Source organism: Micrococcales bacterium, assembly GCA_009784895.1.
In the GTDB taxonomy this organism is placed as follows: domain Bacteria; phylum Actinomycetota; class Actinomycetes; order Actinomycetales; family WQXJ01; genus WQXJ01.
In genome coordinates this window covers 17,883-37,314 of the sequence record WQXJ01000002.1, presented here as the reverse complement: position 1 = coordinate 37,314, position 19,432 = coordinate 17,883, and the positions used below count along the sequence as shown (strand labels likewise).

At 63.9% G+C, this 19,432-nt stretch carries 18 protein-coding genes; 8 read left to right on the top strand and 10 right to left on the bottom strand.

What is annotated here, in order from left to right:
* Positions 1-2: 2 nt before the first annotated feature.
* Positions 3-1,052: a quinone-dependent dihydroorotate dehydrogenase gene (locus FWD29_00670; GenBank protein MCL2802459.1), complete on the top strand. Its 1,050-nt coding sequence runs from the start codon at positions 3-5 to the stop codon at positions 1,050-1,052.
* 93 nt (positions 1,053-1,145) lie between these two features.
* On the opposite strand, the gene FWD29_00665 is transcribed toward FWD29_00670, so the two are convergent.
* Entirely contained in the window at positions 1,146-1,868 is a 723-nt protein-coding gene (locus FWD29_00665) for a DUF3043 domain-containing protein (GenBank protein MCL2802458.1), read from the bottom strand.
* Positions 1,869-2,134: 266 nt separating this feature from the next.
* Here FWD29_00665 and FWD29_00660 point away from each other — a divergent pair, with 266 nt between their 5' ends.
* Positions 2,135-3,502: a M20/M25/M40 family metallo-hydrolase gene (locus FWD29_00660; protein MCL2802457.1), complete on the top strand. Its 1,368-nt coding sequence runs from the start codon at positions 2,135-2,137 to the stop codon at positions 3,500-3,502.
* 163 nt (positions 3,503-3,665) lie between these two features.
* Here the strand turns inward: FWD29_00660 and FWD29_00655 are convergent, their stop codons facing one another.
* Complete coding sequence (locus FWD29_00655) at positions 3,666-4,265, bottom strand: superoxide dismutase (protein ID MCL2802456.1); 600 nt, start codon at positions 4,263-4,265, stop codon at positions 3,666-3,668.
* A gap of 92 nt (positions 4,266-4,357) precedes the next feature.
* Between FWD29_00655 and FWD29_00650 the strand changes: the two genes are divergently transcribed.
* Positions 4,358-4,807, top strand: a complete 450-nt coding sequence (locus FWD29_00650; protein ID MCL2802455.1) for a hypothetical protein — start codon at positions 4,358-4,360, stop codon at positions 4,805-4,807.
* A 5-nt stretch (positions 4,808-4,812) separates the two neighbouring features.
* Entirely contained in the window at positions 4,813-5,982 is a 1,170-nt protein-coding gene (gene trpD / locus FWD29_00645; GenBank protein MCL2802454.1) for an anthranilate phosphoribosyltransferase, read from the top strand.
* 395 nt (positions 5,983-6,377) lie between these two features.
* Here trpD and FWD29_00640 read toward each other — a convergent pair whose 3' ends face one another.
* The 4 genes from FWD29_00640 to FWD29_00625 form a co-directional block, all read right to left on the bottom strand.
* Complete coding sequence (locus FWD29_00640; protein MCL2802453.1) at positions 6,378-8,036, bottom strand: FG-GAP-like repeat-containing protein; 1,659 nt, start codon at positions 8,034-8,036, stop codon at positions 6,378-6,380.
* A gap of 123 nt (positions 8,037-8,159) precedes the next feature.
* Positions 8,160-8,441 carry an Lrp/AsnC ligand binding domain-containing protein gene (locus tag FWD29_00635; protein MCL2802452.1) on the bottom strand — a complete coding sequence of 94 codons (282 nt, stop codon included), beginning with the start codon at positions 8,439-8,441 and terminating at the stop codon, positions 8,160-8,162.
* A complete protein-coding gene (locus tag FWD29_00630) occupies positions 8,438-9,034 on the bottom strand; it encodes a hypothetical protein (protein MCL2802451.1) in 597 nt (198 codons plus the stop codon). The genes FWD29_00635 and FWD29_00630 overlap by 4 nt, the downstream gene beginning before the upstream one ends.
* Before the next feature lie 100 nt (positions 9,035-9,134).
* Positions 9,135-10,976, bottom strand: a complete 1,842-nt coding sequence (locus FWD29_00625) for an AMP-dependent synthetase/ligase (GenBank protein MCL2802450.1) — start codon at positions 10,974-10,976, stop codon at positions 9,135-9,137.
* 336 nt (positions 10,977-11,312) lie between these two features.
* Here FWD29_00625 and recO point away from each other — a divergent pair, with 336 nt between their 5' ends.
* Both recO and FWD29_00615 read left to right on the top strand, forming a co-directional pair.
* On the top strand, positions 11,313-12,044 hold the full coding sequence (gene recO, locus FWD29_00620) for a DNA repair protein RecO (GenBank protein MCL2802449.1): 732 nt from the start codon (positions 11,313-11,315) through the stop codon (positions 12,042-12,044).
* A gap of 203 nt (positions 12,045-12,247) precedes the next feature.
* Positions 12,248-13,003, top strand: a complete 756-nt coding sequence (locus FWD29_00615; protein MCL2802448.1) for an isoprenyl transferase — start codon at positions 12,248-12,250, stop codon at positions 13,001-13,003.
* Positions 13,004-13,219: 216 nt separating this feature from the next.
* Here FWD29_00615 and FWD29_00610 read toward each other — a convergent pair whose 3' ends face one another.
* Genes FWD29_00610 through FWD29_00595 form a run of 4 tightly spaced genes read right to left on the bottom strand, consistent with a single transcriptional unit; the run spans position 13,220 to position 16,117 of the window.
* Positions 13,220-13,606, bottom strand: coding sequence for a transcriptional repressor (locus tag FWD29_00610; GenBank protein MCL2802447.1), 387 nt, complete (start codon positions 13,604-13,606; stop codon positions 13,220-13,222).
* A complete protein-coding gene (locus FWD29_00605) occupies positions 13,603-14,469 on the bottom strand; it encodes a metal ABC transporter permease (GenBank protein MCL2802446.1) in 867 nt (288 codons plus the stop codon). The genes FWD29_00610 and FWD29_00605 overlap by 4 nt, the downstream gene beginning before the upstream one ends.
* On the bottom strand, positions 14,466-15,242 hold the full coding sequence (locus tag FWD29_00600; GenBank protein ID MCL2802445.1) for an ATP-binding cassette domain-containing protein: 777 nt from the start codon (positions 15,240-15,242) through the stop codon (positions 14,466-14,468). The genes FWD29_00605 and FWD29_00600 overlap by 4 nt, the downstream gene beginning before the upstream one ends.
* Positions 15,239-16,117 carry a metal ABC transporter substrate-binding protein gene (locus tag FWD29_00595; protein ID MCL2802444.1) on the bottom strand — a complete coding sequence of 293 codons (879 nt, stop codon included), beginning with the start codon at positions 16,115-16,117 and terminating at the stop codon, positions 15,239-15,241. The genes FWD29_00600 and FWD29_00595 overlap by 4 nt, the downstream gene beginning before the upstream one ends.
* A gap of 496 nt (positions 16,118-16,613) precedes the next feature.
* Between FWD29_00595 and FWD29_00590 the strand changes: the two genes are divergently transcribed.
* Positions 16,614-17,996, top strand: coding sequence for a glycine--tRNA ligase (locus FWD29_00590; protein MCL2802443.1), 1,383 nt, complete (start codon positions 16,614-16,616; stop codon positions 17,994-17,996).
* A 288-nt stretch (positions 17,997-18,284) separates the two neighbouring features.
* The gene (dusB, locus tag FWD29_00585; GenBank protein ID MCL2802442.1) at positions 18,285-19,373 is read left to right on the top strand and encodes a tRNA dihydrouridine synthase DusB; all 1,089 of its coding nucleotides are present in this window, start codon (positions 18,285-18,287) and stop codon (positions 19,371-19,373) included.
* Positions 19,374-19,432: the final 59 nt, after the last annotated feature.

Genomic DNA, 19,432 nt, shown 5'->3' with positions numbered 1-19,432 from the left:
TCGTGTACCGCACCTTGTTTGACCGTTTCCTAGTCCACACTGACCCCGAACAGGCGCACCACGGGGCGGCTGCGGCGATGCGTTTGGCCGCGGCCGTGCCCCCGGTCCGCGCAGCCGTCCACGCCGTCATGGCGCGCGGTGGCCTGGGCTCAGGCGCGGTGACGATCTTTGGCAAGACTATCGATGGGCCGTTGGGAGTGGCGGCCGGGTTCGACAAGGACGCCACCACCGCCCGGGCAGTGATGATGCTGGGATTCTCTTATGTCGAGGTCGGCACGGTGACGCCGGTGGCCCAGGGCGGCAACCCGCGCCCGCGGCTCTGGCGCCTGCCGGAGCAGCGAGCCTTGCGCAATGCCATGGGTTTCAACAACCAAGGGGCCCGGAAGGTGGCCGGTCGGCTGATGCGTTTGCGCCGCTCATCGACAGGGCGGCGATTGCTGGTAGGTGTCAACCTGGGCAAAAACAAGTCGACTTTGGCCGTCGACGCCCCTCAGGATTACCACACCACGGCCCGGTGGCTGGCGCCCTGGGCCGACTACCTGGTGGTCAATGTCTCCTCGCCTAACACACCTGGCCTGCGTGAACTGCAGGACAGCCAGTCGCTGGGCCCCATTTTGCGTGCTGCCAAGGCTGGCGCTGCCGAAGGCCGGGCCTTGGGGGGCCAAAGTGGCGAGGTGCCTTTGCTGGTCAAGGTGGCCCCAGATTTGTCCGATGCCGAGCTCGACCAGGTTGCGGCCCTAGCCTTGGAGCTGGGGTTGGCCGGGGTAGTGGCGGTCAACACAACCGTTGATCATGATCTTGGGCCGGGTGGTCTCTCTGGCCCGATGCTGAAAGCTCGCGGCGTTGAGGTGGTGCGGCGGCTGCGCCAGGCCTTAGGTGAGGAACCGGTCATCATTGGCGTTGGTGGGATCTTCGAAGCCCAAGACATTGTGGATTACATGCAGGCCGGGGCCAACTTGGTCCAGGCACTGACGGCCTTCATCTACGAAGGGCCGGCTTGGGCCGCCCGGGTCCAGCGCGGCGCCGCCGAGCTGATGCGGCAAGCCACCTAGCCCGTCCTGCAACCGCAACCGCGAGTCCAGGGTTTCGCACCACCCCGACAACCGCGAGTCCAGGGTTTGGCACCACCCCTTGTTGCGGCTTAGCTAGCCGGGGTCCTCGCCCACTTTGACCTGGGGTTTGGGTTGGCGCGAGCGGCGGAACTGGAACGAGCGGACCACACCGTAACGGACCGAACCCTTGGGCACATTGTCTTGGCCAAACTTGGCGTACAAGGCCTGGCGGAGCCTGCGGGCCTTGAAGTAGGCCTCGCCAATGACGATGAAGATGATCAGGTACATGCCCAGCAAACCCAGGCCGGCCAGGGCCGGGAATGAGGACTGCAACACCATCACGAAGACCAGCATGCCCAGGGTGATGAAAATCAGGTATTCGCTCATGGACCGTCTGGAATCGATGTAGTTCCTGGTCCAGCGTTTGATGGGCCCCCTGTCACGGGCCGGCAAGTAGCGCTCCTCGCCGGTCCTCATGGCGTGGGCGTAGCGTTCGCGGGCTTCCTGGCTGGCCTTGCGCCGCTGCTCCTTGGTCATGGAACTTGTTTTGGCTTTGGTTTTGCCCACAAAGGGTTGGGCCTTGGCTTTTTCGACTTCTTTGCGCGATGGCGTAGCCCGGCCTTTGGCGCGTTGGCCCGGCGGTCGGGTGTCGATGACCTCTTCGGCGGGCGGTTTGGCTGCCTGTTTGGCTTTGGCCTTGGAGCCGGCTTTGCCCGGTTTGTCCTTGGCTGTGGCCTTTTCCGGCTTGCCCCCTTTTACGCCGGACGCGGGTTTGGCTTTGGACCCCTTTGCTGACTTGTCGGTCGAATCACGCACGGCCAATAGCCTACTGGGCCTGGTCAGTGCGCCCGGCGATGGGCCGGGCCGCAGCCACCCAACCGCGTTCAGGGTTTGTCATCATGCCAGGCCTCGGACTCGCGGATGTGGTGCCAGGCCTCGGACTCGGCGCGTTGGTGTCAAACCTGCTGGTGTCAAAGCTCGGACTGGGGGAATTGGCGGTTGGCGCGGTGGGGGAGGCGGCGGGCTGTTTGGTGCTGGTGCCGGCAAAGCCAAGCCACAGGGCAGGGCGTACGGTTGCACCCATGACCAAAGCCGAAGTCGAAGCCCTCAGAGCGGCCGTGGCCGCCCAAATGCCTGATGTAGTGCACCAACTCAAAACCCTGGTCCGCATCGAGTCCTTCGCCTCGCCAGATGGGCCGGGCGAGCAGGTGGCGGCCTCGGCCGCTCAGGTCGCGGCCATGGCCAGAGCCACAGGCCTACCCGGTGTTGAGGTGGTTTGGGCCAAAGACGCCACCGGCCGCCCGGGCGCGCCGGCTGTGATTGGACGCAAGGCGGCGGCATCGGGCGCCCCAACCGTGCTGCTCTACGCCCACCACGACGTTCAGCCCGTGGCCGGCGACTGGTCAACCGACCCCTTCGAACCCGTCGTCAAGGATGGCCGGCTAATTGGCAGGGGCAGCGCCGATGACGGCGGCGGCGTGGTCGCCCACCTGGCGGCTTTGCGGGTCTTGGGCCAGGACACGGCCGTGGGGGTGGCGTTGCTGATAGAAGGCGAGGAAGAATCGGCTTCACCGACTTTGGCCCGGCTGATGGCGGAAAACGCCAAGGTGCTGGCGGCCGATGTCGCGGTGGTGGCGGACTCGGACAACTGGTCTTACCAGGTCCCCGCCTTGACAACGTCGTTGCGAGGCGTGGTTGAGGTTCACGTCACAGTGCGGGTGGCCAGCTTTCCCTCCCACTCCGGCTATGGCGGGCCTGTCATGGACGCCGGCGTCATTTTGGCTCGGCTGGTGGCGAGCCTGCACGACGAGCGGGGCGATGTCGCCGTGGCCGGCCTGGAGCAAACCGGCCAAAGCCAGCTCGACCTCCCTGAGGACCAGTACCGGGAAGTTACCGGTTTGCTCGATTCGGTGCCGCTGGTTGGGTCAGGCTCAATCGCCGACCAAACCTGGCACCAGGCGGCCATTGACCTGGTCGGTTTCGACGCGCCTCGCCGGGCAGAAGTGTCTAACGTGATCCTGCCCCAAGCCACGGCGGTGATTTCGTTGCGCGTGCCGCCCGGAAAACCGGTCGACACGGCGGCGGCCGCGCTGACACGCCACTTAGAAGCCCAGCCGCGTTTTGGGGCCGAACTGGAAATCGAGGTTGCGGCCACCGGTGACGGTTTCTTGGCTGATCTATCCGGACCGGGCGCCCAGGCGGCCGAGTGGGCGTTAGCCGAGGCCTTCGGCACGCCGCCGGTTCACCTGGGTGTGGGCGGTTCGATCCCACTGGCCAGCCTGCTGAGCCAAGCCATGGCGCCAATCGAGGTTTTGCTAACGGGCGTGCTGGATCCGGCTTCGCGGCCTCATTCCTCTGACGAATCGGTCAGCCTGGACCTGCTTGAAAAGGCAATTTTGGCCGAGGTACTACTGCTGCGCCGGCTGGGTGAGACCGCGTTAGGTGGCTGATGCCCGCCGGCCCCACTCACCGCTTCACGCGAGTCCGAGCTTTGGCATCATCCCAGCCACCTTGACGCGAGTCCGAGCTTGGGCGCCATGCCAAACCCTGAACTCGGTCGCGGGGGTGCTGCCAAACCCTGAACTCGCGATTGGAGAGGGGAGAACTGCGGGACTAGGCGGTGGCCGCCCCCAGGCGAGCTTCGACATCGGCCCAATTGACAATGTTCCAGAAAGCCGCCACCCACTCCGGTTTGACATTGACGTAATCGAGGTAGAAGGCGTGCTCCCACATGTCGAGCAGCAGCAGCGGCACCGTGCCCGGCGCCAAGTTGGCCTGGTGGTCGAAGACCTGGTTGATGATGAGCTGGCCGCCCAGCGGGTCATAGCCCAACATGGCCCAGCCAGAACCCTGAATGCCCAGGGCGGCGGCGGAGAATTGGGCCTTAAAGGCGTCGAAGGAACCAAAGCCGGCGTCTAGGGCGGCGGCGATAGCGCCAGTTGGCGTGGCCGAAGAATCCGGCGTCAGGTTCTGCCAGAAAACGCCGTGGTTGACGTGGCCGGCCACATTGAAGGCCAGGTCCTTTTCCAGTTTGTTCAGGGCGGCAAAGTTGGACTTGTCGCGGGCCTCGGCCAGCTGTTCGAGCGCGGTATTGGCCCCGGCCACGTAGGTGGCGTGGTGCTTGTCGTGATGCAACTCCATGATGCGGGCGGAGATATGCGGTTCGAGGGCTGAATAGTCGTATGGGAGGTCAGGCAGGGTGTAGACGCTCATTGGAGTCCTGTCTCTCGATTGGTGGGCCATTTGCCGTCACAATCTTATGTCGTTTTTGGGCGTTGGCTGGCCTGGCGATGTAGCCTTGAACCATGACGTCTACCGCTGATCTGGACCAAGCCACAGCCACCCCGACCTCCGGTGCCTCAACGGCCGGCACCGTCTCGATCATGCTGTACGGTGACAACGCCTTGGCCCGCCAAGAAATACGCCGTGGCGTGGGGGAGAAGATCGGCGCCCGCGGTCTGGCCGTCGAGTGGACCGAGGTGGCCACGCCGGCCGTGGCGGTGATGGAGTGCGAAGACAAGCAATTCGACCTGATCATTGGAGACAACGAGACCGGCAAACTTGGCGGCGTCGGCCTGACCCGGCAGTTGCGCCAGGAACTGGGTTGGCGACCCACCATCATGCTGGTGCTGGCACGTCAGCAAGACGCCTGGTTGGCCGCCTGGTCCGGGGCCGATGCAGCTGTCGCCCGGCCGCTTGATCCCTTTGAGCTGCGTGCCCGGGTGACCGATATTCTGCAGCTCGACGACGACTGACCTCGGTGCCAGCCCAACCAAGCTGGCCCGGGCTGATCACTCAACTGATCGAGGGCCAGGATTTGAGTGCTGCCCAGGCGGCCTGGGCAATGGACGAGGTCATGGCTGGCGAGGCCAATCCGGTTGCTTTGGGCGGTTTCTTGGTGGCCTTGCGGGCCAAAGGCGAAACGGTCGATGAGCTAGACGGCCTCAGCCGTTCGATGCTGGACCACGCCCACCGGATCGAGTTGCCTGGCCCGGCGGTTGACATTGTCGGCACCGGTGGGGATAGGGCCGGCACCCACAACATTTCGACCATGGCGGCGCTGGTGGCGGCCGGGACCGGCGCCCGGGTGGTCAAACACGGCAACCGGGCGGCCAGTTCCAGTTCTGGGAGCGCGGATTTGCTCGAGGCGTTAGGGGTCAGGCTGACGATGTCGCCTGGTGCCGTTAGCGCGGTTTACTCCCAGGTTGGAATCGCCTTCCTCTTCGCGCAAATGTTCCACCCGTCGATGCGTCACGCTGCCACCACCCGCTCGGCTTTGGGCGTGGCAACGGTCTTCAATTTCTTGGGCCCGATGACGAATCCGGCCCAACCGCGGGCCGCGGCCATTGGTTGCGCCAAGGCGACGATGGCCCCTTTGATGGCTGGTGTGCTGGCCAAACGGGGTATCAGCGCCTTGGTCTTTCGGGGCGACGATGGCCTGGACGAGTTAGCCGCTACCGGCCGGGCCACCATTTGGTGGGCGGCTGGTGGCGAGCTGACTGAACACCGGCTTGATCCGGCGGCTGACCTTGGCCTGGACCGGATCACGGTGGCGGACCTGCGCGGCGGCTCGCCTTCGGTTAATGCCGCCATGGCTAGGAATGTGCTGGCGGGCGGGGGAGGCGCCGTGCGCCAGACGGTTGAGCTCAACGCGGCTGCGGCTTTGGTGGCGTTGGAAGCGGCTGGGGATCAGGAGTCTCAGGCTTTGCCCGATGTCGGCGCCGACCCAGCTGGAGGCAGCCCGGTGGGTGCCACTGGCGGAGGTGACACTGGGGGAGTCGTTGGCCCAGGTGGAGGGGCCACCAGGACGACCGCCGGCCTGGTCGACCGCCTGGCGGCAGGCCTGGACCAGGCTCGCGCCGCCATCGACTCCGGCGCTGCCGCGAAGCTGCTGGGCAGCTGGGTCCACCACTCCCAATCCGCCGCCTAAGCCGCGAGGCCAGGGTTTGGCACCACCACCCCTCACATCACCGAGTCCAGGGTTTGGCAGCACGGCATGATGCCAAACCCCAACCTCGCTGCAGTGCGGGTGTCAGAGCTAGCCAGCTTCGCTGTTCCACCGAGTCCAGGGTTTGGCACCACCACCCCTCACATCACCGAGTCCAGGGTTTGGCAGCACGGCATCATGCCAAACCCCAACCTCGCTGCAGAGCGGGTGTCAGAGCTAGCCAGCTTCGCTGTTCCACCGAGTCCAGGGTTTGGCAGCACGGCATGATGCCAAACCCCAACCTCGCGGGCGACGGTCCGGCTGAGAGGGCGCCAAAGGTGCCGCAATGGTGCCGCAACCTGTCCGCGCATCGGCCAGACCCGCCGCCAGGAGCACGATTAGGGGCAGGTGATAGTCACCTTGCCGCTGCCTGCGGCCGGCCCAATCGCCTGTTTGGTCGCATTGACCAGCGAGTTAACGTAGAGGTTGATCTGGGCTGTGGACAGGCCCTTGGCACTAGTGCGTCCAAACTCGTTATAGACCCATGGCACTGACTGGGCCGAGAGCATCACAATCGGAATATCACCGAATGAACCAAGTCCGCGCGATGCCGGAAAGTTGTGACCGGCGGTCATGGTGACGGTGGCCTTCTGGTAGGCGCCGCGCACGCTCTGAAAGACCTTGGCGTAGCGCAACGAAGTGGCGGCGGTGGTCTTGTTGGTGAAGGTTTGACGGAACGACGAGCCGTTGTTTTGCCGGTATCCGCCCACCTTGTCGTAGTAAATCTGGCCGGCACCAACCGAGGCGTAGGAATCGGTGTGGATGGAAATGGCGATATCGGCCGGGCGGCCCAAGTTGGCGACCTCGGCGGCGTTGCCCTTCTGCCAAAGGGCCAATTTGGCCCGGTCTGGATTGGTGGTGCGGGACAGCACCACTTTGTAGCCGGCCTTTTCCAGCAGCGCCTTGGCCTGAGACGCCACGGCGAAGACCTCTATGTCCTCAACGCCGTTGGCCGATTCCCCGGAAATCACACCTTTGGAGCCGCCAGAAGTGGCCGCTCGCGGCGTGACATTGGCGCCGTGGCCCGGATCGAGGTAGACCACGGTCTGGTGGCCACTGACCTGGCAGGCCATAGCCTTTGCCGGACAGCTGTCTGATCCGTTCCAGCCGGTACCAATCTGTTTGCTCGCCGCCAGCCGACCGTTGCCTTTGCCCGGATAAAGCCAAAGCAAGCCGCTGGCGTTATCGCGGCCCACCAGGTCAGCCACGCCATCACCGGTCAGGTCCGCGCCCGCTGCCAGATAGTAGGGATTCCAGCCATGCCCAATTTGGACCGGTGAGGCGAGCGCGCCATTGCCCCGCCCGGCATACAGCATCAGGTTGCCGGCCGAGTCGAGTGCCAACAGGTCAGGCTTGCCGTCGCGGGTCAGGTCGCCGGCGCCATAAGCCTCAAGCTGGCCCCAGCCTGCCCCAATCCGCCTGGCTGAAGTCTTGAAACCGCCTGTGCCGTTGCCGGCGTAAACCAGCAGCTCACCCGCCGCGTTGATAGCCAGCAAATCAGGTTTGCCATCGCCGGTGACGTCGCCAGCGGCAATAACCCGCAGGGAGCCCCAACCGTGGCCAATCTGCTTGCGCGCACCAAGTTGGCCCCAGGCTTTTGACGGATAAAGCCACAGTAAGCCGGCATCGTCGACGGCCAGCAGGTCATTCAGGCCGTCACCATTCCAATCCCCGGGCGAGTGAATGGTGAAAGGGCCCCAACCGTGGCCAAGCCAGACCGCTCGGCTCAGCTTGCCTCCGGAGGAGGCGGGGTAGAGGTACAGGTCACCGTTGGACCGCTTGGCGATGATGTCGCCCAGCCCGTCACCGGTCATATCCGGGCTGACAATAATCTGTCCGATGCCGCAGGCCGGGCTTGGGTTGGCAGCTGCCACTGCCGCGGGCGGGGCCTGAGCCGCTGGTTCTGTCAGGGTATTAGCCGAGCCAGGGCCAGGCGGCGCCACCACCAATCCGACCGCCAGGGTTAGTGGCGCCAGGGCCACCGCGGGCTTGAACATGCTGCCCATGCTAGCGAGGTCAACTCGCCGGCGCCGGCAGGCGGCATCGGCCATGCCAAAGCCTGGACTGGCTGAACCCGGGCGGCAGGTTGTACCCGTCCGGCGGGCACTGGCCAAGCCGCCCTAGTCGTCTAGGCCCAACGAAAAGGCCTGGTCCAAGGCCTGACTGGAGTAAGTCTGGAAGGCGATATAGGTCTGGGTGTGAACCACACCGTTCACCTTTGAAACACGGTCGGCAATAACAGTGGCCAGATCCTCGTGGCGACGCACTTTGGCAACCGCAATCAGGTCGACCTCACCGGTGACCGAATAGACCTCGGCAATGCCGTCAATTTCCGCGATGGCTTTGGCCGCCTCAGGGATAAGCGCGGCCTCGGTCGAAATCATGACGACCGCAGTGATCACTGATCTTCCTCCGGGCTGGGGCTGGGGCTGGCGTCTTCGGTGTCTTTGGCGTCTTCGCCCTCATTGTCGGTGGGCTCTTCGGTCTTGAGAACCTGCCACTTGAACTCCTGATAGCGCTTTTCAAGCCCGGCGTGCATCAACTTGCGGTCCCCTAGCGGTTCGCTCAGTTTGACCGAGCCGTATTTGAAGACCCCGGCAGGGTTGGTTGGGCAGGGCTTTTCGGCGTCCTTGCCCTCGCGCTCGACCTCAATGGTGTAGACGCCAATGGTGACCTCATCCTTTGACTCTTTCAGGGTGAAGCCGGCCGGTCCGGTGCATGCGGTGTCTCCGGCCACGTAGATGATGGGAATCTTGGTCGACTTGGCGTCGATTTTGGCCCCCACACCCCAAGGCGCGGACAACCAACCCTTGCCTGGTTTGCCCTGGGTCTCAACCACCTCGTCGAAGAAATCGTCTTCGATGGTGAATGGCGTGATCATGCCAGTGTTTTCGGTTGGCGGGCCCACATCGTTGGAGCAAGCCGTCAGGGCGCCTGCGGCCAATGTGGCGCATAGGGCAAGGGCAATCGCGGCGCTGTTGCGCTTGTGGGACATGTGTGGCCTTCCGTTGGTCTGTCGAGCTTCAAGGTTAGGTCGTGGCCACTTGGCCGGACCGACTAGTTTTGGGTAGTTTTGCCTATCCTACACCGATGGGTTAGCCCTCTGGAACCTGATGGGCTGGTCCGGCACCAGTGTAAAGCTCGTCAATACTATGGGCAAAATCCTTGATGACTAGGGCTCGTTTCACTTTTAGCGAAGGTGTCAGGTAGCCGTTTAGCACGGTGAAATCGTCATCCAGCAGCACGAACTTTTTGATTGACTCGGCCCGGGAAACTACTTCGTTGGTGCGGCGAACGGCCCGTTCAAGCGAAGCCAAAACCGCCGGGTGGCTCCTGGCCTCGTCTGGGCTCATGGCGGAAAGCGAGTGGTTGGCCAGCCAGCCGGGCAGCATTTCCTCATCAAGAGTGATCAACGCCCCGACAAACGGCCGGTCATCTCCCACCACCACAACTTGGCTGACCAGTGGGTGGCCGCGCAGGCGATCTTCTAGCAGGGCCGGCTGGACGTTTTTGCCACCGGCGGTGACAATCAGTTCTTTTTTCCTGCCGGTGATGAAGAGGTAGCCGTCGTCGTCGATGTAACCGACGTCACCAGTGTGGAACCAGCCGTCTTGCAGTGCTTCTGCGCCGGCGGCAGGGTTGTTGTGGTAGCGGTAAAAGACGTTGATGCCCTTGACCCAGACTTCCCCGCCTGGCCCAATTTGGCAGGCGCAGCCCGGGAAAGGCAGTCCAACCGAGCCGATCTTCTGCTTGTTTATCCGGTTGCAGGTGATCGGTGCGGTGGTTTCGGTCAGTCCGTAGCCTTCCAGCACAATCAGGCCAATGCCGCGGTAGAAGTGGCCTAGGCGGTTACCCAAGGGCGCGCCTCCGGAGACGGCGTATTTGGTGTTACCGCCGATGGCGGCCCTCAAGCTGCCATAAACCAGGCGGTCGGCCAGGCGGTGCTGCAGGCGAAGCTTGATGCCGGGTCCGCGTTTGGTGTCAAGCGCCCGGGAGTAGACAATGGCCACTTTGGCCGCCCAACGGAAGATCTTGAGCTTGATACCTTTGCCGGCCTTTTGTTCAGCCGAGTTGTAGACCTTCTCCAGCACTCTGGGCACCGCCAGCAAGAAGGTCGGTCTAAACGAGCCCAGGGCTGGCACCAGGTTGGAGATATCGGGGCAGTGGCCCAGGACGGTGTGGGAGCTAACGGCCAACACCTGGATGAACCTGGCGAAAACGTGGGCTAGAGGCAGGAACAGCAAGGTCCTACAGCCTTCGTCCGCCACTACTGGGCTGAGGGAAATGTCGGTCTCGTCCTCCATCGTGTTGACGGCCAGGCGAACGAATTGGCAATGGTCGAGCTCGGTGCCTTTGGGCCGGCCGGTGGTGCCCGAGGTGTAGATGATTGTGGCCAGATCCTCAGATCGAGTTTGGTCGCGCCTTTGCTCAATTTCGCTGATGGGGACCGAGCGGCCAACCTCTTTCAGGGCGACCAAGGCGTCGCGTTCGAGGTTCCAGACCTGCTCGACCTCAGTGACCTTGGCCCTGGCCGCCTCGACCTTGAGGGCCATGGCTTCAGCCTCGACAAAGACCGCTGTCAGGCCTGAGTCAGCCATGATCCATTGGACCTGGTTGACCGAGCTGGTCTCGTAGATTGGCACCGAGACCGCGCCGGCGGCCCAAATAGCGTAATCGATCAGCGTCCATTCATACGAGGTGCGGGCCATTATGCCAACCCGGTCGCCAACGCCAATACCAAGCGCAACCATGCCCCTAGCCACGGCGATGACCTCGTCGTTGAACTGCTTGGTGGAGACGGGCGACCAGCTGCCATCCGGCTGAATTCGTTCTACCAAGGTGCCGTCCGGGTCGCGCTCTAGTCGGTGCAACAGCATGGTCGAAACGCTCCAAGCCGGGTCTGGATCCTGGGTTGGGGGAATGGAAATAGTGTCCATGAGTGTCGCGGTACTCCAGATCTGCCGTCAGTGTTCGAAGCTTGGCCAGGGCGCAGGTGGACAATCCCCGTCGACTGCGGCTGACGGGCATGACTACCGGCCCCCAGTCTACCAATTTCACCTACGCCACCGTAGGTAGAGCCAGTCTTCCTGGCCGGCCACCACCAGACACGTTTTCGCGCGAGTCCAGGGTTTGACACCACCCGTGCAACACGCGAGTCCAGGGTTTGACACCACCCGTGCAACACGCGAGTCCAGGGTTTGACACCACCTGTGCAACACGCGAGTCCAGGGTTTGGCACCAGGTTCCTGGAACGTCGCTGCCACAATGGTCGGGTGGTGACTTACCGAGACACGGCCGTGGTGTTGCGAACCCACAATCTCGGTGAAGCCGACCGCATCATTTCGCTGTTGACCAGGCATCACGGCAAGGTCCGGGCGGTCGCCAAGGGGGTCAGGCGGACCGGTTCTCGCTTCGGTGGTCGCCTGGAGCCGTTCATGTACGTTGATCTACAACTCCACCGCGGCCGAAACCTCGACACCGTTACACAAGCTCAGACCGTGACGGCCTACGCCGGGCCGATCTGCCGCGACTATCCTGCCTTCACGGCGGCCTCTGCCATCGCCGAAACGGCCGAAAAGCTAACGCCCATTGAGCGCGACCCGGCCACGCCGCTGTTCTGGCTCACTACCGGGGCTTTTGGGGCCCTCGCTCGCGGTCAGTACCGGTCCGCCCTGGTGCTTGATTCCTTCCTGCTCAGGTCTCTGGCCTTGGCTGGCTACGCCCCATCCTTTGACCAATGCGCGACCTGTTCGGCGCCAGGTCCGCACAAGTTCTTTTCTCCTTCGGCCGGCGGCATGGTTTGCGACAACTGTCGCCCAGCTGGCTCCACGGCGCCGGTCGCCGAGACAGTCGAACTGCTTGGGGCGCTGCTGAGCGGTGACTGGCCCCTGGTCGAGACGGCCAGCTCTACCGCGCTGGCTCAAGCCCCCGGCATGGTGGCGGCCTTTGTGCAGTGGCATATCGAACGCGCCATCAAGGCTCTGCGCCTAGTCGAACGCCCCTGACCAGGCCTAACACAGCGAGTCCGAGCCTTGTCATGACAACCAATTCAGCGAGTTCAGGCTTTGGCATGGCGCCATGCTGCGAAACCTCGGACTCGCGAACAGGGGGGGCTGGCCAGGCCTAACACAGCGAGTCCGAGCCTTGGCAGCACCTAGCTTGACCTCCCGAGGCGAGAGGCGGCATCGGCCGTGCGCTACGGTGAACCATGCCCGTCTCACCTCCAGCCCACGCTTCTGGAGCGGCCGCCCCGCAGCTGCCGCCGGAGTTGGTGCCGCGGCATGTGGCGGTGGTCATGGACGGCAATGGCCGTTGGGCCGCCGAGCGGGGTTTGCCACGCACCGAGGGCCACCGCGCTGGCGAAGAAGCCCTGGTCGAGGTGGTGGCCGGGGCGATCGAGGCCGGCGTCAGGTGCCTGTCGGTCTACGCCTTTTCGACCGAAAACTGGCGGCGCTCGCCGGACGAGGTCCGCTTTCTCATGGGGTATTCGCGCCAGGTGCTGCGCCGGCGCCGTGACCTGTTCCATTCGTGGGGGGTAAGAGTGCTCTGGGCGGGCTCAGAGCGGCGGCTGTGGCGCTCGGTCATCCGCGAACTGACCGCGGCTGAGGAGTTGACCAGGCGCAACAAGGGCCTGACCTTGACCTTATGCGTCAACTACGGCGGGCGGGCCGAGTTGGTGGAGGCTGCCCAGGCCTTGGCGACCCAGGTGGCCGATGCCGGTAGCTCACCTCAGCGCATCACCGAGGCTTCTTTTGCCAGACACTTGAATCAGCCGGAGTTGCCGGATGTCGATTTGTTTTGGCGCACCAGTGGCGAACAGCGCTTGTCCAACTTCTTGCTTTGGCAGGCGGCTTATGCCGAATTGGTTTTCAGCGATGTCTTGTGGCCGGCGGTCGACCGGCGCGACCTTTGGCAGGCAATCGAGACCTACGCCGGCCGGAGCCGGCGCTACGGCAAAGCCTGAGGCTGCTGCAAAAGCCTGGACTCGCGTGAAGGGGCTGGTCACTGGCCCAGATCCGCGAGTTGGGGTTTGGCATGATGGCCTAGCGCGCAGTCGAAGCCCAGCAGTTTGTTGAGTGCTGCGAAAGCCTGAACTGGCGGTAAAGACTGGTGCTGCGAAAGCCTGAACTGGCGGTAAAGAGTGGTGCTGCGAAAGCCTGGACTGGTGTGAAGGGGCGGGTCATGGGCAGGTGGGGCACAGCCCGGTGATCTCGACGGTGTGTTCGACTTGGCGGTATCCGGCCTGAACGGCGACGCGCTCGGCCCAAGCTTCTACGTCATCGGCCAAAACCTCCACCGCCGTACCGCAAGAACGGCAAACCACGTGATGGTGGTGTTCTTGACGGTCACAGGCGCGGTAGGCGGCTTCACCGGAATCGGTGTTGACCTGGTCGAGCTGGCCGGTGGCGACTAAGTCTTGGAGGTTACGGTAGATCGTGGCCAGCGAAATGGTCCGGCCCTGGGCCGCCAACTGGGCGTGCAGGCCTTGGGCGCTGACAAAGCTCTCACTGGCGGCGAGGGCGTCGAGTATGGCTTGGCGCTGCCAGGTGCGCCGGCGGGTGGTCATGGGTTGGCCGCCTTTCGCCTGGTCAGCGGGCGCAGCGCGGCTGCCAGGGCAAATAGCGCAATCGCCAGGACCACGATGGTGGCGCCGGGCGGCAGGTCATACCAGTAACTGAGAACCAAACCGCCAACAGCCACGGTGACCCCCACTGCGGCCGCCGCTGTCATGGTCCGGGCGAAGGAGGCCGTGCCAAGCTGGGCTACCGCGACTGGCACAATCATCAGGGCGCTGACCAGCAGCAGGCCCACCACCCGCATGGCGGTGGTGACCGTCAAGGCGGCCAGAACCGCCAGGGCAATGTTGTACAGCGAGGTTGGCACGCCGCTGGCCTGAGCCGTGGGGCGGTCAGTTGAGACCGCCAGCAGGACCCAGCGCAGGCCCAGCCCAACCACCAGCACCAGCCCAGAAAGCGCGGCCGTCACAACTACGTCGCTGGGGGAGACGGTGGCCAAGGATCCAAACAGATAGGCCACCAGGTTGGCCGAGGTGCCGCCGGCCAGCTTGATCAAAACGGCACCACCGGCAATGCCGCCGTAGAACATTAGCGCCAACGCCAGGTCACCCGATGTCCTGCCAGTCCGGCGCACCAATTCGATGGCGACCGACCCGACTACTGCCGCCACGACAGCGCCGGGCACCGCCAGCGCACCAGGAGTGAGGTCGAGGCCGGCGCCAATCAGCCAGCCCAGGGCCACACCGGTTAGGGCGACGTGGCCAATACCGTCTCCTAGAAGGGCCAGGCGTCGCTGCACCAAGTAGGTGCCAACCACCGGAGCGCTGGCCCCAACCAAAACGGCCACTATCAACGCCCTGATCATTAGCGGCTGGGACATCATTTGGGTCAGGTACCCCCAGAACTGGCTCATTGGCCAAGCTCCAGCCTGGGCACTGTTCGTGGCTTGGTCAGGCGTTCAGGGTGAAGGTGGCCGTCGTCTGGCGGCTGGGGCGGGCAGCTGGCAGTTGATTCAGGCAGCGGTGTCAGTGATTGGTCTGACGCGATGCGACCTTGGTCCAAGGTCACCGCCCTGGTCAGCAGGTGAACGAAGGCGTCGAGCTCATGCAGCACCACCAGCAGGGTCAAATCTTCGGTGGTGGCTAGCAGATCGACCAGCTGGTGCTGACTGTCGTGGTCCAGCCCGGCCAATGGTTCATCCATCACTAGCAGCTTGGCTTGGCGGGCCAGCGCCCGGGCGATCAGAACCCGTTGACGCTGGCCACCCGAAAGCTCGCTGACCGGCCGGTTGGCTTGGTCATCCAGGCCAACTTGGGCCAGCGCGTTGATCGCCCTGTCTTTGGCCCGGCGGGGCGGGAAGGGCCTGCGGCCGGTGATTAGCCCGGCCCGGACCACCTCGGCGGCGCTGGTAGGCACACCGGAACCGGCTTGCGAGGCCTGCGGCACATAGGCCACGTGCTCCCAGGGGACCTTCGGTCCCGGAGCTTGTCCCCACAACGAGACCTGGCCCTTGGCCGGTGGGATCAGGCCCAAAATGGCCTTGACCAGGGTCGACTTACCAGAACCGTTTGAACCAAGCAGGGCCACCGCCTCGCCGGAAACAAGCTCGAAGCTGATGTCGGTCAAAACGGGGGAGCGGTCGATTTGCACCGTGAGGCCGGTTGTGGCAATGACTGATTGGTTCACTTGTTCAGACCCTTCTTCAGGGCCGCAAGGTTGTCCCGCATGGCCACAATGTAGGAGCCACTGGCCGGTTCGACCTCGAGCGGGTCGAGCACGGCGGTGTCCACATCCAACTCGCTGGCCAGGGCTTGTGCGGTTTTGGGCGACGCGGCTGACTCGAAGTAGACGGTCTTGATGCCAAGGGGTTCGACCTGTTGGCGGACTTCGGCTAGGCGAGCTGGGCTGGGCTCTTGGTCTGGGTCAATCCCGCTAACGGAGACTTGTTTGAGGTCGTAGCGTTTGGCCAGGTAGGAGAAGGCTTCGTGGGATGTAACCAGGGTTTGGCCGGCGTATGGGGATAGCCCGATGGCGATGTCTTGGTCGAGCTGGTCCAGTTGCTCCACCAGTGTGGCGGCTCGGGTGCGGTAAGCGGTGGCGCGGTCCGGGTCAATCTCAGCTAGTTGCTGGGCAATGGGCTCGGCCAACTGGGCCAAGCGGCTCGGGTCGGTCCAAAAATGCGGGTCTTGGCCTTCGAGGCCCACTGCTTGGGCGGCATCGATCAGGGTCTTGGGCGGATTGGCTTTGACCGCTTGGTCAACGGCGGCTTGGAAGCCGGTCAGGGTGACTAGCAAATCGGCTTGACCAATCCGCGCGACTTGGGCTGGGGACAATTCGGCGTCGTGCGGTTCGGCTCCCGGCGGGGTCAATTGCTCGACTTTGACCTCGGGCCCGGCGACCTGTTGCGCCACCCAGGCCAGGGGGTAGAAGCTGGCCAGAACGACCGGGCCGTCATCGGCTGTCGTGTCAAAACCGGCCGGCGCGCCGCATCCGGTTAGTACGAGCGTCAGGGAGGTGGCGAGCGCCGCCCCGCAAATGCGAACCATTCGCAATAAGCCCATGAGAACCATTCTCAACAACGGGCAGCCCGGTTGTCAAGCCGGCCGACGTCAAAAGCGACGTACGGTCCGCCTGGCGTAGATCCTGCAAGCGGTACAGCGCACAGCCAGTCAGGGTACGCGCCGGCCGCCGAAGCGCGAGTTCAGGGTTTGACAGCACGCCCAAGTGACTGAAGTCCAGGGCCTAGCAGCACGCCGATGTGACTCGAGTTCAGGGTTTGACAGCAGGCCCCGACTTGCGTGAGTCCGAGTTACGGCAGGACGGGATTGATGCCAAGCCCTGAACTCGCGAGTATCCGGGATCATGCGAAACCCTGAACTCTCGGTGGATGGACTGGTCGAGGCCAGCATTGGGCTGCCCCTGGGGCCGCGCCCTCGTCAACAACTCCTTGGCCTCGCCAATGCAAGCGAGTTTGCTTTCGACTCGACCTTCGTTCGATGTAAGCTCGCCGGTTGGATGGCAGCCAGCCACCCGAAACCTAGCGAAGGCGAGCAGAAAGTGGCCCAGCCATCAACCCTTGACTCAGTCATCTCCCTAGCCAAGCGCCGGGGCTTTGTCTTTCCCTGCGGCGAAATCTACGGCGGCACGAGATCCGCCTGGGACTATGGCCCGCTGGGGGCGGAGCTGAAAGAGAACATCAAGCGCCAGTGGTGGCAGTCGATGGTCACAGCCCGAGAAGACGTTGTTGGCCTTGATTCCTCGATCATTCTGCCGCGCCAGGTCTGGCAGGCCTCTGGTCACGTCGATGTCTTTACCGACCCGCTGGTCGAATGCACCGAATGCCACAAGCGATTCAGGGCAGACACACTTGAAGAGGAATTCGAAGAGCGCAAGGGCCGCCCACCGGAGGGCGGCCTGGCCGGTGTGCCCTGCCCCAATTGCGGTAGCCGGGGCAAGTGGACCGAACCAAAACAGTTTTCCGGACTGCTGCGCACCCATTTGGGGCCGGTCGAAGATGACACCGGATTGCACTATCTCAGGCCTGAGACAGCCCAAGGCATTTTCGTCAATTTCGCCAACGTCTTGCAGACTTCGCGCAAGAAGCCGCCTTTCGGCATCGGCCAAGTGGGCAAGGCCTTCCGCAACGAGATCACGCCAGGCAACTTCATCTTCCGCACGCGGGAGTTTGAGCAGATGGAAATTGAGTTCTTCGTTGAGCCGGGCACGGACGAGGAATGGCACCAGCACTGGATCGACGCCTGCACCGACTGGTACGTCGACCTGGGCATCAAGCGCGACAACCTGCGCCACTACGAGCACCCGCAGGAAAAGCTGTCGCATTACTCCAAGCGCACTGTCGACATTGAGTACCGCTTTGGTTTTGCCGGCTCTCAATGGGGCGAGTTGGAGGGTATCGCTAACCGGACTGACTTCGACCTGACCACCCACGCCCAGCATTCGGGCCAAGACTTGTCAGTGTTTGTGCAGGCCACAGGCGAGCGCTACGTCCCGTTTGTGATTGAGCCTTCGGCCGGGCTGTCGCGTTCGGTGATGGCGTTTTTGGTCGAGGCCTACACCCAGGACGAGGCGCCTAATACCAAGGGCGGCACCGATACGCGCACCTTGCTGCGGCTTGACCCGCGCCTGGCCCCGGTCAAGGCCGCCGTGTTGCCGCTGTCTCGCCACGCCGATTTGTCGCCCAAGGCCCGCGACCTGGCGGCCGGGTTGCGCCGGCACTGGAACGTTGAGTTCGACGATGCCGGTGCGATTGGCCGGCGGTATAGGCGCCAAGACGAGATTGGTACCCCGCTTTGTATCACCGTCGACTTTGACTCCCTGGAGGACCAAGCAGTCACTATCAGGGACCGCGACACTATGGCTCAAGAGCGAATCGGGTTCGACCAAGTGCCAGAGCGCCTGGCGGCTCGGTTGTTGGCCTAGCCAGGTGCCCGGAGACAGCGATCCTGACAGCGTGGCCCAAGGCCGGATCGGGTTCGACCAAGTGCGGCAGCGCCCGGCGGCTCCGCGGTTTGGCTCGACAGGCGTCAGAAGGGTGTTTGGTGCCGGCCCCGGTCTCTGTCTGCCGCGTTTTGCCGGATCAACCGGCCAGACGCGTTATGTACATGTGGCCTAGGCGTGTTGTACAACACCGATTTGGGGCTCCGGCCGGCGGAGATAGCCGTGGTCCCTGAGCTGCGCATTGGGCCCCTGGTGGCGCCGGCGCCGGTAATGCTGGCGCCAATGGCTGGTGTGACCAACTTGCCCTTCAGGCTGTTATGCCGCTCATTTGGGCCGGGGTTGTTTGTCTCCGAAATGGTCACCTCCCGGGCTTTGGTCGAAGGCCGGGAGGCGTCGTGGCGCATGCTCCAACACGACCCTTTAGAGGTGCCGCGGTCGGTTCAGCTGTACGGGGTGGACCCGGCCACCGTGGCGGCGGCCATCAGTTTGATACGGCAGCGAGACGCGGCCGACCACATTGACCTCAACTTTGGTTGTCCGGTGCCCAAGGTGACCAGGCGGGGCGGGGGAGCGGCCCTGCCTTGGAAACTGGGATTGTTCAGGCTGATTGTGGCCCGGGCGGTCGAGGCAGCCGGGCCCCTGCCGGTAACGGTCAAGCTACGGCTGGGAATCGACGCCGAGCACTTGACCTATCTCGATGCGGCGGAAGCAGCCGTCGAGGCGGGCGCTGCTGCCATTACCCTGCATGCTCGCACCGCGGCCGAACACTACTCGGGCCAAGCCCACTGGGACGCCATCAGGGAGCTGAAACGGGTGGTCAGCGCGGTTCCTATCTTGGGCAACGGCGACATTTTCGAGGCCGATGACGCGCTGTCCCTGTTTGCGGCGACCGGTTGCGATGGCGTGGTGATTGGTCGCGGCTGCCAGGGGCGGCCGTGGATCTTTGCCGACATCAACTCTGCCCTAGCCGGTCAGCACACGAGGGTCAGGCCAAACCTGGGGCAAGTCGCCGGCATCGTACAACGCCATGCCGACCTGCTAGTTGACTATCTGGGCGACGAGGCCCGGGCTATGCGAGAACTGCGTGGCCACATGAGCTGGTATCTCAAGGGCTATCCGGTGGGTGGACCGGCCCGGTCGAAGGCCCATGCCATCGCCACACTGGCTGACCTGCGGGCGCTCTTCGATTCACTTGACCTGGACGCGCCATATCCGGGGGCTGCGGCCGAAGGCCCGCGCGGCCGGCGCGGCGGGGTCAAGACTCCTGCCCTGCCGGAGGGTTGGCTCGATTCACGCGACCTAACGGAGGAGTGGACGGCGCGGCTGCGCCGGGCCGAGTTGTCAGTCTCCGGCGGCTAGGACGGGATCAACGACCGTCGGCCGTGCTGCCAAACCCCAACCTCGCGCGTAGGAGCTGG